Origin of the sequence: Streptomyces sp. NPDC050674 (genome assembly GCF_040654575.1) — a bacterium.
Classification (GTDB): Bacteria; Actinomycetota; Actinomycetes; order Streptomycetales; family Streptomycetaceae; genus Streptomyces.
Genome location: NZ_JBFAIG010000011.1, coordinates 250,595 through 266,934 on the forward strand (window position 1 = coordinate 250,595; position 16,340 = coordinate 266,934).

14 protein-coding genes are annotated in these 16,340 nt (G+C 71.0%); 10 read left to right on the forward strand and 4 right to left on the reverse strand.

Annotation, left to right across the window (positions count from 1 at the left end; translation table 11 throughout):
- Positions 1–16: 16 nt before the first annotated feature.
- From AB0I06_RS20370 to AB0I06_RS20385, 4 genes are all read right to left on the reverse strand, one after another.
- A complete protein-coding gene (locus AB0I06_RS20370) occupies positions 17–925 on the reverse strand; it encodes a carbohydrate kinase (protein ID WP_363120218.1) in 909 nt (302 codons plus the stop codon).
- Positions 922–1,965: a LacI family DNA-binding transcriptional regulator gene (locus AB0I06_RS20375; RefSeq protein WP_363120219.1), complete on the reverse strand. Its 1,044-nt coding sequence runs from the start codon at positions 1,963–1,965 to the stop codon at positions 922–924. The genes AB0I06_RS20370 and AB0I06_RS20375 overlap by 4 nt, the downstream gene beginning before the upstream one ends.
- A gap of 131 nt (positions 1,966–2,096) precedes the next feature.
- Positions 2,097–3,044 (reverse strand): hypothetical protein, encoded by a 948-nt coding sequence (locus tag AB0I06_RS20380; RefSeq protein ID WP_363120220.1) that lies wholly within the window; start codon positions 3,042–3,044, stop codon positions 2,097–2,099.
- A gap of 256 nt (positions 3,045–3,300) precedes the next feature.
- Positions 3,301–3,462 (reverse strand): hypothetical protein, encoded by a 162-nt coding sequence (locus tag AB0I06_RS20385; RefSeq protein ID WP_363120221.1) that lies wholly within the window; start codon positions 3,460–3,462, stop codon positions 3,301–3,303.
- Between the two features lie 253 nt (positions 3,463–3,715).
- On the opposite strand from AB0I06_RS20385, the gene uvrC reads away from it, so the two are divergent.
- From uvrC to AB0I06_RS20435, 10 genes are all read left to right on the forward strand, one after another.
- On the forward strand, positions 3,716–5,836 hold the full coding sequence (uvrC, locus tag AB0I06_RS20390) for an excinuclease ABC subunit UvrC (RefSeq protein ID WP_363120222.1): 2,121 nt from the start codon (positions 3,716–3,718) through the stop codon (positions 5,834–5,836).
- Positions 5,833–6,792, forward strand: a complete 960-nt coding sequence (gene rapZ / locus AB0I06_RS20395) for an RNase adapter RapZ (protein WP_363120223.1) — start codon at positions 5,833–5,835, stop codon at positions 6,790–6,792. Before uvrC ends, rapZ begins: the two co-directional genes overlap by 4 nt.
- Positions 6,789–7,868 (forward strand): uridine diphosphate-N-acetylglucosamine-binding protein YvcK, encoded by a 1,080-nt coding sequence (gene yvcK, locus AB0I06_RS20400; RefSeq protein ID WP_363120224.1) that lies wholly within the window; start codon positions 6,789–6,791, stop codon positions 7,866–7,868. The genes rapZ and yvcK overlap by 4 nt, the downstream gene beginning before the upstream one ends.
- Positions 7,859–8,848, forward strand: coding sequence for a DNA-binding protein WhiA (gene whiA, locus AB0I06_RS20405; protein ID WP_062926196.1), 990 nt, complete (start codon positions 7,859–7,861; stop codon positions 8,846–8,848). The genes yvcK and whiA overlap by 10 nt, the downstream gene beginning before the upstream one ends.
- Positions 8,849–8,999: 151 nt before the next feature.
- Entirely contained in the window at positions 9,000–11,951 is a 2,952-nt protein-coding gene (locus AB0I06_RS20410) for a M14 family zinc carboxypeptidase (protein WP_363120225.1), read from the forward strand.
- Positions 11,952–12,178: 227 nt separating this feature from the next.
- Entirely contained in the window at positions 12,179–13,186 is a 1,008-nt protein-coding gene (gap, locus tag AB0I06_RS20415; protein ID WP_359635706.1) for a type I glyceraldehyde-3-phosphate dehydrogenase, read from the forward strand.
- A 144-nt stretch (positions 13,187–13,330) separates the two neighbouring features.
- Complete coding sequence (locus AB0I06_RS20420; RefSeq protein WP_363120226.1) at positions 13,331–14,542, forward strand: phosphoglycerate kinase; 1,212 nt, start codon at positions 13,331–13,333, stop codon at positions 14,540–14,542.
- Between the two features lie 5 nt (positions 14,543–14,547).
- Positions 14,548–15,324 (forward strand): triose-phosphate isomerase, encoded by a 777-nt coding sequence (gene tpiA / locus AB0I06_RS20425; RefSeq protein ID WP_363120227.1) that lies wholly within the window; start codon positions 14,548–14,550, stop codon positions 15,322–15,324.
- 101 nt (positions 15,325–15,425) lie between these two features.
- Positions 15,426–15,656 carry a preprotein translocase subunit SecG gene (gene secG, locus AB0I06_RS20430; RefSeq protein ID WP_009300451.1) on the forward strand — a complete coding sequence of 77 codons (231 nt, stop codon included), beginning with the start codon at positions 15,426–15,428 and terminating at the stop codon, positions 15,654–15,656.
- Positions 15,657–15,864: 208 nt separating this feature from the next.
- Positions 15,865–16,200, forward strand: coding sequence for an RNA polymerase-binding protein RbpA (locus AB0I06_RS20435; protein ID WP_010352468.1), 336 nt, complete (start codon positions 15,865–15,867; stop codon positions 16,198–16,200).
- The last annotated feature ends 140 nt before the right edge of the window (positions 16,201–16,340 follow it).

The window sequence follows — 16,340 nt, forward strand, 5'->3', positions numbered from 1 at the left end:
GGGCCTCCGGCCCGGCTCAGCCCTTCAGCTCGTGCGCGTACGGCGGTTCCGCCCCGGCCCGTGAGCAGGTGATGGCCGCCGCGCGGGCCGCGAAGCGCAGCAGTTCCGTCCAGCCGCCGGGGCCCAGGGCGGCCGGCGCGCGGGTGCCGAGGGCGTCGCGTTCGGCGAGCCCGTGCAGCAGGGCCGCGTTGACCGTGTCGCCGGCCCCGATCGTGTCCACGACCTCCACGCGTTCGCCCGGCACGGTGTACTCGCCGCCGTCGGCGGTGTAAGCGGTCAGTCCGTCACCGCCCCGGGTGATCACGACCGCCGCCGGGCCGGCGGCCAGCCACTCCCGGGGAGTTCCGCCCAGCCACTCGGCGTCCTCCTCGGACAGCTTCAGCAAGGACACCGACGGCAGCCAGCTCTTGAACCGCGCCCGGTAGGCGTCCGGGTCGGGGATGAGACCGGGCCGGATGTTCGGGTCCAGCGCGGTGAACACCCCCTGTTCGGCCGCCCGGCACATCAGCTCCTCGTAGGCGCTCGCCCCCGGCTCCAGCACCAGCGAGCAGGTGCCGAAGGAGACCGCCCGGGTGCCGGACGGCAGGGCGGAGGGCGCCGCGAACAGCCGGTCCGCCGTCCCGTCGACGTAGAAGGAGTACGCCGCCGAGCCGTCCGCGCCGACCGTGGCGACGGCCAGCGTCGTCGGTTCGGCACCCCGCTGCACCGCGGACACCTCGACCCCGGTCTCGCGCAGCCGGTCCACCAGGGCCTCCCCGAAGACGTCGGACGACACCCGGGAACAGAAGGCGACGGGGGAGCCGAGACGGCCCAGCGCCACGGCCGTGTTGAACGGGCCGCCGCCGAGCGCCGGCCGCAGCGGAGCCAGGGCACCCGTGCCCTGCGGTACCAGGTCGATCAGTGCCTCACCGGCGACGACGATCACGACGGGGTTCCTTCCTCGGACGAGCTGGGACAGCCGCACGACGTGCGGTGGACGAAGGTGCAGGGCAGGCGCAGGGCCCGCGCGGGACGCTCCGGCTCGGCGAGCCGCTCCAGGAGCACGCGCACGGCCCGGGCGCCGATGTCCTTGGCGGGCTGGGCGATCGCGGTGAGGCGGGGCGAGAACAGGTCCGCCCAGGCGAAGTCGTCGAAGCAGCACAGCGCGATGTCGTCCGGCACGGACAGGCCGTGTGCGCTCAGGGCGCGCAGCGCCCCGATGGTCATGGCGTTGTTGCCGGTGACCAGGGCCGTGGGCGGCACCCCCAGGGACAGCAGGGCCTCGGTGGCCTGCTCGGCACCGGCCGACTCGGAGTCTCCGTGCACCAGCAGCCGCTCGTCGTACGCCAGTCCCGCGAAGGCGAGCCCGCTGCGGTAGCCGGTGATGCGCTCGCTCGTGGTGCTGAGCCCCGGCCGCCCCGCCACCAGCCCGATCCGCCGGTGCCCCAGCCCGGCGAGATGCGTGACCAGCCGGGACATCGGTTCGGCGTTGTCGGCGCACACCTGGTCGAACCGCGGGACGCCATAGGCCCCCGGCGCGTCCACCAGCCGGTCCAGGAACACCGCCGGCACCGCATGCCGCGCCAGGTAGGCGAGCAGCCCGCGCGGATCCGCGGAGGGCGCGACGATCATGCCGTCCACGCGGCGCTCGTGCAGCAGCCGGACGACCTTGCGCTCATGCTCCGGGTCGTCGTGCGGATCGGCGATCAGCAGGCTGTAGCCGGCCTCCAGCGCGGCGGCCTCCACCCCTTGGAGGATCTCCGTGAAGTACGGGTTGCTGATCGCCGACACCGCCAGCCCGATGGACCGGGTGCGGGACGTCACCAGGGAGCGGGCGAGTGTGTTGGTCGTGTAGCCGAGCTCCTCCACGGCGTCCAGGACGGCCTGCCGGGTGTGCGGCAGCACCGGCCGGGTGCCGTTCAGCACGTGCGAGACGGTCGCCACGGAGACGCCGGCACTCCGCGCCACATCGGCCATGGTCGCCATGCCGCTCCCGCCTCCTTTGTCAGGTCAGACGGGGAACGTATCGCATCCTGAGGCGGACGTAAACGCTTGCGCAAGCGTTTACGTCCCGCCGCAGGAGTAGCCCCGGCCACGACGAGCCGTCCCGTCCGCCCCTACTCCCAGTCCCAGCCGATCCCCAGGAATCCCGCCCGCACCCGCGGCTCGACCACGTGCACCGACCGGTGCCGGCCGCTCAGCGCCAGCTCCTGGAACCCGCTGCGCGGCGCCGCCGCCGAGTGCTGGGTGAAGCGGTGGCAGCGCACCGGAAGGGCCGCCGCGTCGAAGGACACCTGGAGGGCGTACTGGCCGCCGGGGGAGTCGAAGCCGCGGACGTACTCGCGGGACACCTCCGCCGTGCCGTCCTCGACGCCGTAGCGGAACAGGAAGGTGTCCCCGGCGCGCAGCCGGGTGTCGAAGAGCAGCTCGGCGGCGAGCACTCCGGTGTCGCGGTGCCGGCGGACGCGCCCGGTGCGGCAGTTCTCCAGGGCGTGCACCCTCATGTGCTCCGGTGCGGCGCCCCGGTCGCCGTGGTGGACGGCCACGAAGCGGTCGACGCCGTCCCGGTGGGCGCGCACGATGTGGTGCGACTCGCGCTCGGCCAGTTCGCGCCGCGCCCCGATCCGGAGCCGTTCGTGGTGGCCGAGGGTGTGCAGGCCCCCGTCCGGCGGGCAGCCCAGCTCGGCCAGCAACCGGTCTAGGACACCGGAGGCCTCGACGAGGGAGCGGTAGGAGTGGGCGGCCGGCCGCAGCCGGGACGGACCCTGCCCGGACTCGGCGAGCAGCCGGATCAAGGACTCCTCGGGAAGCCCAAGGATCTCCTCCAGCGCGCGCACGGCCCGCAGCGACTCCGGGCGCTGCGGGCGCCGGGCCCCCTGCTGCCAGTAACTCAGGCTCGTGACGCCGACTTTCACACCGTGGCGGGACAGGTGGTGCTGCACGCGTTGCAGCGGCAGCCCGCGGGCGGCGATCGCGGCCCGCAGGGCGACGTGGAAGGGGCCGCCTCGCAGGGCCGAGTCCAGTTCCACGGTGGCGACGTCCGCGTGCTGTGTGGCGTGCGGCATGCAGGGGCCTCTCTGTGAGTCGGCGACGGCTGGTCAGACCATCGGCGCTGGCCGCCCGGGCCGCCCGCCGGCGCGGAGGAGGTCTTCACATCCGTACGCCGTCGTTCAGGTCCCGAGTTCCCCCGCATTGAAGCGTGTTGACCTGGTCCCGACAACACCTGATGCCGGACAGTGACGTGCCCGCTCCGGCCGGCTCCCTCCGCACACGCGAACGCCCGGGGCGTGCGCCCCGGGCGTTCGCGGTGGACGTGCGCTTCTAGGAGCGGTCGTTCCCGCCCTGTTCCCGCAGGGCCAGGCGCTTGGCCCGCGCGATGTCGGGATCGCGTGGGTCCAGGGCGTCGCGCAGTGCCAACGGTTCGTCCGTGTACGTGCGGGCACGGACCGCCCGCCGGGTCTTCTCGATCCGCATCCGCTTCATGTGCGCAGCCCTCCGACCCGTGGCCCGTCCGTCCCGCACCGGGAACGACGGTCCGCACCGACAACCTGTGCCTGTACCGGGACGGACTCCGTCCGCCGGACGTCGCCGTGTCCCGTGGGTGAGCCCCATTCCCGCTCCCGGGGGGCCGTAACCCCTGAGCGGGACATGCCGTTGAAAACCGCCCTGCCGCCGGGACCGTGATCGTGCCCGTGGCCGCGCCGGACTGTCGGTGCTCGCCAGTAGGGTGTGAGACATGGCCGACCCCTCCAGCTACCGCCCCAAACCGGGTGAGATCCCCGACACGCCGGGGGTCTACAGGTTCCGTGACGAGCACCGCCGGGTGATCTACGTCGGAAAGGCGAAAAGCCTGCGCCAGCGCCTGGCGAACTACTTCCAGGACCTGGCGGGCCTGCACCCGCGCACGCGCTCCATGGTCACCACGGCCGCGTCCGTGGAGTGGACGGTGGTGTCCACGGAGGTCGAGGCGCTCCAGCTGGAGTACTCGTGGATCAAGGAGTACGACCCCCGGTTCAACGTCAAGTACCGCGACGACAAGAGCTACCCCTACCTCGCGGTGACGATGAACGAGGAGTACCCGCGCGTGCAGGTGATGCGCGGTCACAAGAAGAAGGGCGTGCGCTACTTCGGGCCGTACGCGCACGCGTGGGCGATCCGTGACACGGTCGACCTGCTGCTGCGCGTCTTCCCCGTGCGCACGTGCTCGGCGGGCGTGTTCAAGAACGCCGCCCGCACCGGCCGCCCCTGCCTCCTCGGCTACATCGGCAAGTGCTCGGCCCCCTGCGTGGAGCGCGTCTCCGCCGAGGAACACCGCGAACTGGCCGACGAGTTCTGCGACTTCATGACCGGCCGCACGAACACCTACATCCGCCGCCTGGAGAAGCAGATGGGCGAGGCGGCCGAGGACATGGAGTACGAGCGGGCGGCCCGGCTGCGCGACGACATCGAGGCCTTGAGGAAGGCCATGGAGAAGAACGCGGTCGTGCTCGCCGACGCGACCGACGCCGACCTGATCGCGGTCGCCGAGGACGAGCTGGAGGCGGCCGTCCAGATCTTCCACGTGCGCGGCGGGCGGGTGCGCGGCCAGCGCGGCTGGGTCACCGACAAGGTGGAGGAGATCACCACCGGCGCCCTCGTCGAGCACGCCCTGCAGCAGCTGTACGGCGAGGAGACCGGCGACGCCGTCCCCAAGGAGGTCCTGGTCCCCGCCCTGCCCGACCCCGTCGAGCCGGTCCAGGAGTGGCTCACCACGCGGCGCGGCTCGGGCGTCTCCCTGCGCATCCCGCAGCGCGGCGACAAGAAGGCCCTCATGGAGACCGTGCAGCGCAACGCCCAGCAGGCGCTCGTGCTGCACAAGACCAAGCGCGCCTCGGACCTGACCACGCGCTCGCGCGCCCTGGAGGAGATCGCCGACGCCCTCGACCTGGACAGCGCCCCGCTCAGGATCGAGTGCTACGACATCTCCCACCTCCAGGGTGACGACGTCGTGGCGTCCATGGTCGTCTTCGAGGACGGGCTCGCCCGCAAGAGCGAGTACCGCCGCTTCCAGATCAAGGGCTTCGCCGGGCAGGACGACGTCCGCTCGATGCACGAGGTGATCACCCGCCGCTTCCGGCGCTATCTCGCCGAGAAGGAGAAGACGGGGGAGTGGACGGACACCGACGGCGGCCGAGTAGGCCAGGACGACCGGGGAGGCCAGGACCCGGACGGTGCCGAGGCGCCCCTCACCGGCACCGGCGTCCCGGCCGCCACGAACACCCTCACCGAGGACGACGGCCGCCCGAAGAAGTTCGCCTACCCGCCCCAGCTCGTGGTCGTGGACGGCGGCGCCCCCCAGGTCGCCGCCGCCCGGCGCGCCCTGGACGAGCTCGGCATCGACGACATCGCCGTGTGCGGCCTCGCCAAGCGCCTGGAAGAGGTCTGGCTGCCCGGTGACGACGACCCGGTGGTCCTGCCCCGCACCAGCGAGGGCCTGTACCTGCTCCAGCGCGTGCGTGACGAGGCCCACAGGTTCGCCATCAGCTACCAGCGCGTGAAGAGGTCCAAGCGCTTCCGCTCCAGCCCCCTGGACGACGTCCCCGGGCTCGGAGACACGCGCAGGCAGGCACTTCTGAGGCACTTCGGTTCGTTGAAGAAACTGCGATCCGCCACCATCGACCAGATCTGCGAGGTCCCCGGCATAGGCCGCAAGACGGCCGAGACGATCGCCGTGGCTCTTGCCCGGTCCGCCCCGGCCGCACCCGCCGTCAACACGGCGACGGGAGAGATCATGGAGGAGGAACCCGGCACCATGGGTTCCAGTGGGGAACCCGTGACGACGGGCGCCCCGGACGAACGACGGGGGCAGGAGACATGAATGTGAACGAGCACCACGCGCAACACGAGCAAGCCGGAGACGGAGCACAGGTGAGTACGGGCACGCCCAACGACAAGGCCCAGGTCCCGGACGCGGCCATCCCCGAGTTGGTGATCATCTCCGGTATGTCCGGAGCCGGGCGCTCCACGGCGGCGAAGTGCCTGGAGGACCTCGGCTGGTTCGTCGTCGACAACCTGCCGCCCGCGCTGATCCCCACCATGGTGGAGCTCGGCGCCCGCTCGCAGGGCAACGTGGCGCGGATCGCCGTCGTCGTCGACGTGCGCGGCCGCCGCTTCTTCGACAACCTCCGCGAGTCCCTCGCCGACCTGGAGGCGAAGAACGTCACCCGCAGGATCGTCTTCCTGGAGTCCTCCGACGAGGCCCTGGTCCGCCGCTTCGAGTCGGTGCGCCGCCCGCACCCCCTCCAGGGCGACGGCCGCATCGTCGACGGCATCGCCGCCGAGCGTGAGCTGCTGCGCGAGCTGCGCGGCGACGCCGACCTGGTGATCGACACCTCCAGCCTGAACGTGCACGAGCTGCGCGCCAAGATGGACGCCCAGTTCGCCGGCGAGGAGGAGCCGGAGCTGCGGGCCACGGTGATGTCGTTCGGCTACAAGTACGGCCTGCCCGTCGACGCCGACCTCGTCGTCGACTGCCGCTTCCTGCCGAACCCGCACTGGGTCCCGGAGCTGCGCCCCTACACCGGCCTGAACGAGGAGGTGTCGGGCTACGTCTTCAACCAGCCCGGCGCCAAGGAGTTCCTCGACCGCTACACGGAGCTCCTCCAGCTCATCGCCACCGGCTACCGCCGGGAGGGCAAGCGCTATGTGACCATCGCCGTGGGCTGCACGGGCGGAAAGCACCGCTCGGTCGCCATGTCGGAGAAGCTCGCCGCCCGGCTCGCCGCCGAGGGCGTGGAGACGGTGGTCGTACACCGGGACATGGGACGCGAATGACACGACGTACTCCGCGGCTGAGCCGGCTGCGCCGGGTGGTGCCCGAGGGCAACACGGGCGGCAAGGGCGGCCGGCCCGCCGAGGCCCGGGGCGGCAGACCGCGCCGCCGCGGCACCCAGCCCAAGGTCGTCGCCCTCGGCGGCGGCATGGGCCTGTCCGCCTCGCTCGCCGCGCTGCGCCGGATCACCGGCGACCTCACCGCCGTCGTCACCGTGGCCGACGACGGCGGCTCCAGCGGCCGGCTCCGCGACGAGCTGGGCGTGCTGCCGCCCGGCGACCTGCGCAAGGCGCTGGCCGCGCTGTGCGGTGACGACGACTGGGGCCAGACCTGGGCGCGGGTCATCCAGCACCGCTTCCAGTCCAAGGGCGACCTGCACGAACACGCGGTCGGCAACCTGCTGATCGTCGCCCTGTGGGAGCAGCTCGGCGACCACGTCCAGGCCCTCGACCTGGTCGGACGCCTGCTGGGCGCCCAGGGCCGCGTGCTGCCGATGTCGGCCGTGCCGCTGGAGCTCCAGGCCCTGGTCAAAGGCCATGACCCGGAGCGCCCGGAGGAGGTCGACACGGTCCGCGGCCAGGCGACGGTCGCCCTCACCCCGGGCGAGGTGCAGTCCGTGCACCTGGTGCCGTGCGACCCGCCGGCCGTCCCCGAGGCGGTCGAGGCCGTCCTGGACGCGGACTGGGTGGTGCTCGGTCCCGGCTCCTGGTTCTCCTCGGTCATCCCGCACCTGCTCGTGCCCCAGCTGCTGGACGCGCTCTCGCAGACGAAGGCCCGCCGGGTACTCTCGCTGAACCTCGCGCCGCAGCCCGGAGAAACCGAGGGCTTCTCCCCGCAGCGTCATTTGGAGGTTTTGGGACGACACGCCCCTAAACTCGCCCTGGACGTGGTGCTGGCCGACGAGGCCGCCGTGCCCGACCGCGACTTGCTGACCGATGCCGCCAAGCGGTTCGGCGCCGCGGTCGAGCTGGCGCCGGTGGCCCGGCCCGACGGCACCCCGAGGCACGACCCGGAGCTGTTGGCCGCCGCGTACGACCGTATTTTTCGGATGCATGGAAGGATCGGCCCATGGCGATGACGGCAGCGGTGAAGGACGAGATCTCCCGGCTCCCCGTCACCCGTACCTGCTGCAGAAAGGCGGAGGTCTCCGCCATTCTGCGGTTCGCCGGCGGCCTTCACCTGGTGAGCGGTCGGATCGTGATCGAGGCGGAGCTGGACACGGCGATGGCGGCCCGCCGGCTCAAACGGGACATCCTGGAGATCTTCGGGCACAGCTCCGAGCTGATCGTGATGGCCCCGGGTGGCCTGCGCCGCGGCTCGCGCTACGTGGTGCGGGTGGTGGCGGGCGGCGATCAGCTCGCTCGCCAGACCGGCCTGGTCGACGGGCGGGGCCGCCCGATCCGCGGCCTGCCCCCGCAGGTGGTCTCGGGGGCCACCTGCGACGCCGAGGCCGCCTGGCGCGGCGCCTTCCTGGCGCACGGCTCGCTCACCGAGCCCGGCCGCTCCTCCTCCCTGGAGGTCACCTGCCCCGGACCCGAGGCCGCGCTCGCCCTGGTCGGCGCCGCCCGTCGGCTGTCGATCGCCGCGAAGGCCCGTGAGGTGCGCGGCGTGGACCGGGTCGTCGTCCGGGACGGTGACGCGATCGGCGCCCTGCTGACCCGCCTCGGCGCCCACGAGTCGGTGCTGGCCTGGGAGGAGCGCCGGATGCGCCGCGAGGTGCGTGCCACGGCGAACCGGCTCGCCAACTTCGACGACGCCAACCTGCGCCGCTCGGCCCGCGCGGCGGTCGCCGCCGGAGCCCGGGTGCAGCGCGCCCTGGAGATCCTCGCCGACGACGTGCCCGAGCACCTCGCCGCCGCCGGCCGGCTGCGCATGGAGCACAAGCAGGCCTCCCTGGAGGAGCTGGGCGCGCTCGCCGACCCGCCGCTGACCAAGGACGCCGTCGCCGGCCGGATCCGGCGCCTGCTGGCCATGGCCGACAAGCGCGCCTCCGACCTCGGCATCCCGGGCACGGAGGCCAACCTCAGCGAGGAACTGGCCGACAACCTCGTGGGCTGATCCCACAGATCGTCAGAACACCGGTGCCGACGCCCACTTGGGTGGTCGGCACCGGTGTGTGCGTGTCGCTGAGGCACCCTTGACTCGATCATGGTCTGTCATGAGCCTGGCATCTGTTCGCTGCTGTGGCGAACCCACGCTAGGGGGGTTCATGAGACGAAGAGCGAGATCGATCCTCGCTGTCGGCGCGCTCCTGATCGGCGGAGCGAGCTTCGCGCCCATCGCCCAGGCGCAGCCCGGGAGTTCCACCCCGTCCGACCCGGACGAGGTCAAGGTCTTCCGCGCCGACGTCAACCGGAAGCAGGTACCCCTGCTGCTGGCGGCCGGCCAGGACGGCCACGAGCTGAGCGAGCGGGTGCCCGAGAAGGGCACCGCGACCGTCGAGGTCTACCTGACGGACCAGCAGGCGAAGAAGCTGGAGAAGCAGGGCGTCGGCCTCACCGAGCACAAGGTCTCCGCCCGGGCCGAGGCCCGCGTCGAGGACGCCGCGGAGGGCGTGTTCCGCCCGTACAGCGGCAAGGGCGGACTGCGCGAGGAACTCCTGCGCACCGCCCAGGAGCACCCGGACCTCACCAAGGTCGTCTCCATCGGCAAGACGATCAAGGGCCAGGACATCCTCGCGCTGAAGCTCACCAAGGGCGCGAAGAGGACCAAGGACGGCTCCAAGCCCTCCGTGCTCTACATGTCCAACCAGCACGCGCGTGAGTGGATCACGCCGGAGATGACCCGGCGTCTGATGCACCACTACCTGGACCAGTACAAGAAGGACCGGCGGATCAAGAAGATCGTCGACTCCACCGAACTGTGGTTCCTGCTCTCGGCCAACCCCGACGGATACGACTTCACCTTCGCGGACCCGGCGAACCGCCAGTGGCGCAAGAACCTGCGCGACGTCAACGGCGACGGCGCCATCACCACCGGCGACGGCGTCGACCTCAACCGCAACTTCGCCTACAAGTGGGGCTACGACGACGAGGGCTCGTCCCCGAACCCCACCAGCCAGACCTACCGGGGCGCCGGACCGAACTCCGAGCCGGAGACCAAGGCGCTGGACGCCTTCCAGAAGCGGGTCGGCTTCACGTACGGCATCAACTACCACTCCGCCGCGGAACTCCTCCTCTACGGCGTCGGCTGGCAGGTCGCCACGCACACCCCGGACGACGTGCTGTACGAGGCGCTCGCCGGCACGCCCGACAACTCCGCGATCCCCGGCTACCACCCGCAGCTCTCCTCCGAGCTGTACACCACCAACGGTGAGGCCGACGGCCACGCGGCGAACGTCAACGGGCTGGCCATGTTCACCCCCGAGATGTCGACCTGCCAGACCGCCTCGGATCTGGACCCGAACGACGAGTGGAAGGCGGCCGACTGCCAGTCGGTCTTCACCTTCCCGGACGACGAGAAGCTGATCCAGCAGGAGTTCGCCAAGAACGTCCCGTTCGCGCTCTCCGTCGCCGAGTCCGCCGCCCACCCCGACCGGCCGTCCTCGTCGGTCGGCCTGAACGCCGCCGACTTCACCCCGGCCGCGTTCGCCACCTCGTACTCCCGCGGCGCCGACCAGGAGGTCTCCGTCGTCGTCCGCAAGTCGGTGCGCGACAAGGAACTCAAGTACCGCGTCAACGGCGGCCGCACCCTGGACATGGCGCTCAAGCCCTGGAAGGGCGGCGAGACCTACGGCGGCGAGGACAACCTCTACTTCGACGAGTACCGGGCCAAGGTGAAGGACGGCGAGCCGGGCGACAAGGTCGAGGTCTGGTTCACCGGCGAGGCGAAGAACGGCAAGAGGCTCTCCAGCGAGCGCTTCACCTACACCGTCGCCGAGCGGCCCCGGGCGAACACCCTCGTCGTCGCCGAGGAGGGCGCGGCCGCCACGCAGGCGCAGACGTATGTGGACGCGCTCAAGGCGAGCGGCCGCAAGGCGATCGTCTGGGACGTCGCCAAGCAGGGCGCGCCGGACGCGCTCGGCGTGCTGAAGCACTTCGACACCGTCGTCCACCACACCGGCGCGAGCGCCCCGGGTGTCGCCACCCAGCTCCAGCTGCGGGCCTTCCTCAACGAGGGCGGCCGGCTCATCGAGGCCGGTGAGCAGGCCGGCGGCAACGTCGACCTCGGCGGCGCGCTGTCGAACGACTTCAGCCAGTACTACCTGGGCGCCTACACCCGCACCGCCACCCCCGGCGCCACCGGCTTCACCGGCTCCGGCGAGCTGGGCGGCGTCTCCGCCCCGCTGGGCGCGGCCCCGGGCAACGAGCTGGACAAGGCGGGCACCTACAGCGTGACCTCCGACGAACTGACGGCCGACCGGTTCCCGCAGTTCGCGAGCAAGGGCGCCGGGCAGTTCGCCGGCACGGTCAACCCGTACGGTCCGTTCGCGGGCTCCTCGATGGCCGCCGCCGTCCACACCGACGACGCTTACAAGCGCCTCACCCGCACCGTGGACCTCACGGGCATCACCGCCGCCGACCGGCCCACCCTGAGCACCCGGCTGCTGTGGGACACGGAGTCCGGTTACGACCACGCCCTCGTCGAGGCCCACACCACCGGCGCCGACGACTGGACGACCCTCCCCGAGGCGGGCGGCGCCACCAGGAACACCGTGCCGTCGGAGTGCCAGGGCGGGTTCTACGTCGACGAGCACCCCTGGCTGAAGCACTACCTGACCGTGGCGGCCGACGGCTGCGCCGCGACCGGCACCTCCGGCACGTGGAACAGCCTCACCGGCGCCTCCAACGGCTGGCGGCAGGTGAACTTCGACCTGAGCGCCTACGCCGGCAAGACGATCGAGCTCTCGATCAGCTACGTCACCGACCCGGGCAGCGGCGGGCGCGGCGTCCTCGCCGACGACGCCTCGCTCGTCGTCGGCGGCACGGCCAGGGAGACCGAGGGCTTCGAGACCTCGCTCGGCGCCTGGAAGGTGGCCGGACCGCCCCCGGGCAGCCCGGCCGTCCTCAAGGACTGGGCCCGTACCGGCGCCCTGTTCCAGACGTACGGCGCGGTCACCACGGACGACACCGTGCTGCTGGGCTTCGGCCTGGAACACGTCACCACCGCCGCCGACCGGGCGGCACTGATGAGGAAGGCACTCGCTTCCCTGGACGGGTGACATCCCTGGTCAACGGGGAACCCGACCGATGGCGAGAACGAGTGATCCTGCTTTCGGCGGTGGGCGGTCCGTACCCCTACTGGCGGGTACGGACCGCCCTGCCGTGTATGAGGCATCTGGATGTCACTACCAGGGCTTCAGGGAGGTAGGGTCGTAGGCGGTCGGGGACATCCCAAACAGAGCTCGCCGGCACTTCATGGCCGGCGTACCAACGAGGAGATCGGTTCGTGACGATCCGCGTAGGCATCAACGGCTTCGGCCGCATCGGTCGTAACTACTTCCGCGCGCTGCTGGAGCAGGGTGCAGACATCGAGATCGTGGCTGTCAACGACCTGGGCGACACCGCGACCACGGCGCACCTGCTGAAGTACGACACGATCCTGGGCCGCCTCAAGCAGGAGGTCACCCACACCGCCGACACGATCACGGTCGACGGCAAGACCATCAAGGTCCTGGCCGAGCGCAACCCCGCCGACATCCCGTGGGGCGAGCTGGGCGTCGACATCGTCATCGAGTCGACCGGCATCTTCACCAAGAAGGCCGACGCCGAGAAGCACCTCGCCGGTGGCGCGAAGAAGGTCCTCATCTCGGCTCCGGCCAAGGACGAGGACGTCACCATCGTGATGGGCGTCAACCAGGACACGTACGACCCGGCGAACCACCACGTCATCTCCAACGCCTCCTGCACCACCAACTGTGTGGCGCCGATGGCCAAGGTCCTCGACGAGAACTTCGGCATCGTCAAGGGCCTGATGACGACGGTGCACGCGTACACCAACGACCAGCGCATCCTGGACTTCCCGCACAAGGACCTGCGCCGGGCGCGTGCCGCCGCCGAGAACATCATTCCGACCACCACCGGTGCCGCCAAGGCCACCGCGCTGGTCCTGCCGCAGCTCAAGGGCAAGCTGGACGGCATGGCCATGCGCGTCCCGGTCCCGACCGGCTCGGTCACCGACCTGGTCCTCGAGCTGTCCCGCGAGGTCACCAAGGAAGAGGTCAACGCCGCCTTCCAGAAGGCCGCGGAGGGCGAGCTCAAGGGCATCCTCGAGTACACCGAGGACCCGATCGTCTCCTCCGACATCGTGAACGCCCCGGCGTCCTGCACCTTCGACTCCTCCCTGACCATGGTCCAGGAGGGCAAGAACGTGAAGGTCATCGGCTGGTACGACAACGAGTGGGGCTACTCCAACCGTCTCGTCGACCTCACGGTCTTCGTCGGTAACCAGCTCTGATCGAATAGACCAGGCACCACGGTGTGAGAGCAGGGCTCGGGCAGCGCGCGGTCGCGCTGTCCGAGCCCTGACTCACGTACAGATCAGAGCTGTTCGATCAAGAGCGCTTACGAGCGATCACGAGCTCTTTCAGGAGTCCCCTTCATGAAGACGATCGACGAACTCCTCTCCGAGGGAGTGGCGGGCAAGCGGGTCTTCGTCCGCGCCGACCTGAACGTGCCGCTGGACGGCACGACCATCACCGACGACGGCCGCATCCGCGCGGTGCTGCCCACGGTCAAGGCCCTCGCCGAGGCGGGCGCCCGCGTGGTCGTCGCCTCCCACCTGGGCCGTCCCAAGGGCGCCCCGGACCCGGCCTTCTCCCTGGCCCCGGCCGCCGCGCGGCTCGGTGAACTCCTCGGCGCCGACGTGGCCTTCGCGACCGACACGGTCGGCGAGTCCGCCCGGGACGTCGTCGCCGGTCTGGCCGACGGCCGGGTCGCCGTGGTGGAGAACCTGCGCTTCAACGCCGGCGAGACCAGCAAGGACGACGCCGAACGCGGCGCCTTCGCCGACCAGCTCGCCGCCCTCGCGGACGTCTACGTCGGCGACGGCTTCGGCGCGGTGCACCGCAAACACGCGTCGGTCTTCGACCTGCCCGCCCGGCTGCCGCACTACGCCGGCCACCTCATCGCCACCGAGGTCGGCGTCCTGCGCAAGCTCACCGACGACGTCAAGCGGCCCTACGCGGTCGTCCTGGGCGGCGCCAAGGTGTCCGACAAACTGGCCGTCATCGACCAGCTGCTCGGCAAGGCCGACCGCCTGCTCATCGGCGGCGGCATGGTCTTCACCTTCCTCAAGGCCAAGGGCCACGAGATCGGCACGTCCCTGGTCCAGGAGGACCAGCTCCCGGCCGTCCGGGAGTACATCGAGCGCGCCGAGAAGAACGGCGTGGAGCTGGTCCTGCCCCTGGACGTCGTGGTCGCCCCGCAGTTCCCGGACCTCAAGACCAAGGCACCGGCGCAGGCCGGCACCGTGGCCGCGGACGCCATGCCGGGTGACCAGATGGGGCTGGACATCGGCCCCGAGTCCCGCAAGCTGTACGCATCGAAGATCGCCGACGCCGCCACCGTCTTCTGGAACGGCCCCATGGGCGTCTTCGAGCACCCCGATTTCGCCGAGGGCACCAAGGCGGTCGCCCAGGCTCTCCTCGACTCCCAGGCCTTCACGGTGGTCGGCGGTGGCGACTCCGCCGCGGCCGTCCGCATCCTGGGCTTCGACGAGAACGCATTCGGCCACATCTCGACCGGTGGCGGCGCCTCCCTCGAATACCTCGAGGGCAAGACGCTCCCCGGACTCGCCGCACTGGAGGACTGACCTCAATGAGCACGCGCACGCCGCTGATGGCGGGCAACTGGAAGATGAACCTCAACCACCTCGAGGCCATCGCGCACGTCCAGAAGCTCGCCTTCGCCCTGGCCGACAAGGACTACGAGGCCGTCGAGGTCGCCGTCCTGCCCCCCTTCACCGACCTGCGCTCCGTGCAGACCCTGGTCGACGGGGACAAGCTCAAGATCAAGTACGGCGCCCAGGACATCTCGGCGCACGACGGCGGTGCCTTCACCGGCGAGATCTCCGGCCCCATGCTGGCCAAGCTGAAGTGCACGTACGTCGCCATCGGCCACAGCGAGCGGCGCCAGTACCACGCCGAGACCGACGAACTGGTGAACGCCAAGGTCAAGGCCGCCTACAAGCACGGTCTGACCCCGATCCTGTGCGTCGGCGAGGAGCTGGAGGTCCGCGAGGCGGGCCACCACGTCTCCCACACCCTCGCCCAGGTCGAGGGCGGTCTGAAGGACCTCCCGGCCGAGCACGCCGAGACCGTCGTGATCGCCTACGAGCCCGTCTGGGCCATCGGCACCGGCAAGGTGTGCGGCGCCGAGGACGCCCAGGAGGTCTGCGCGGCGATCCGCGGCAAGCTCGCCGAGCTGTACTCCCAGGAGCTGGCCGACAAGGTCCGCATCCAGTACGGCGGCTCGGTCAAGTCGGGCAACGTCGCCGAGATCATGGCCCAGGCCGACATCGACGGCGCCCTGGTCGGCGGTGCCTCGCTGGACGCCGACGAGTTCGTCAAGATCGTGCGCTTCCGCGACCAGTGAGTATGTCTTAGCGGCGATCCGTCGTACCCTTGCGGGGTCCAGCACTGTGCTGGGCCCCGCGTCGTCCGTCCGAATCCGAGGAAGTTGGTCCAGCCGTGGTTTTGGGGTTCTCGATCGCCCTGATCGTCTTCAGCCTGCTGCTGATGCTGCTGGTGCTGATGCACAAGGGGAAGGGCGGCGGCCTCTCCGACATGTTCGGTGGCGGCATGCAGTCCTCCGTCGGCGGCTCCTCCGTCGCCGAGCGCAACCTCGACCGGATCACCGTCGTGGTCGGTCTGCTGTGGTTCGCCTGCATCGTCGTGCTCGGCATCCTCATGAAGGTGAACAACTGACCGAGCCGCGATCCGCACGGAACTCGTACGTAAGGCCCCATGTTCGGTACGCGCAGCTGAGCGCGGCCTATCATGGGGCTTGCGTCTAGGTGTGAGGGTTGTAACTCCAATCACTGGACGCGCGTTGGGCCTTACGTAGACTGAGGCGCTCGCAGCGAAGCGGAACGCCGACTCGCTTCGCGGCACCATCACGCAGGGAGTTACGACCGTGGCAAGTGGCAACGCGATCCGGGGAAGCCGGGTCGGGGCGGGGCCGATGGGCGAGGCCGAGCGCGGCGAGTCCGCGCCGCGGCTGCGCATCTCCTTCTGGTGCTCCAACGGACACGAAACCCAGCCGAGCTTCGCCAGCGACGCGCAGGTGCCCGATACCTGGGACTGCCCCCGCTGCGGCTTCCCGGCAGGCCAGGACCGCGACAACCCACCGGCCCCGCCGCGCACCGAGCCCTACAAGACGCACCTGGCGTACGTGCGGGAGCGGCGCAGCGACGCGGACGGCGAGGCGATCCTCGCCGAGGCGCTCGCCAAACTGCGGGGCGAGATCTAGGGCCTGTCGTTTGGATCATGCCGGCGTCGCGGGGCGTGGCACGCGCATCTGCCGCGTTGTCGTCGGTTGTCAACTCCCCCACGCTCGGCTGCGCTCGCGCGGGAGGGACCCCCATCGCGTTGACGCCCTCCTCCGCCTTG

Coding starts and splice junctions, on each gene's coding strand:
- AB0I06_RS20380 (WP_363120220.1), bottom strand. CDS start 3,044: ATGCCGCACGCCACACAGCACGCGGACGTCGCCACCGTGGAACTGGAC.
- AB0I06_RS20385 (WP_363120221.1), bottom strand. CDS start 3,462: ATGAAGCGGATGCGGATCGAGAAGACCCGGCGGGCGGTCCGTGCCCGC.
- AB0I06_RS20410 (WP_363120225.1), top strand. CDS start 9,000: ATGAGACGAAGAGCGAGATCGATCCTCGCTGTCGGCGCGCTCCTGATC.
- AB0I06_RS20375 (WP_363120219.1), bottom strand. CDS start 1,965: ATGGCGACCATGGCCGATGTGGCGCGGAGTGCCGGCGTCTCCGTGGCG.
- uvrC (WP_363120222.1), top strand. CDS start 3,716: ATGGCCGACCCCTCCAGCTACCGCCCCAAACCGGGTGAGATCCCCGAC.
- AB0I06_RS20420 (WP_363120226.1), top strand. CDS start 13,331: ATGAAGACGATCGACGAACTCCTCTCCGAGGGAGTGGCGGGCAAGCGG.
- whiA (WP_062926196.1), top strand. CDS start 7,859: ATGGCGATGACGGCAGCGGTGAAGGACGAGATCTCCCGGCTCCCCGTC.
- tpiA (WP_363120227.1), top strand. CDS start 14,548: ATGAGCACGCGCACGCCGCTGATGGCGGGCAACTGGAAGATGAACCTC.
- rapZ (WP_363120223.1), top strand. CDS start 5,833: ATGAATGTGAACGAGCACCACGCGCAACACGAGCAAGCCGGAGACGGA.
- yvcK (WP_363120224.1), top strand. CDS start 6,789: ATGACACGACGTACTCCGCGGCTGAGCCGGCTGCGCCGGGTGGTGCCC.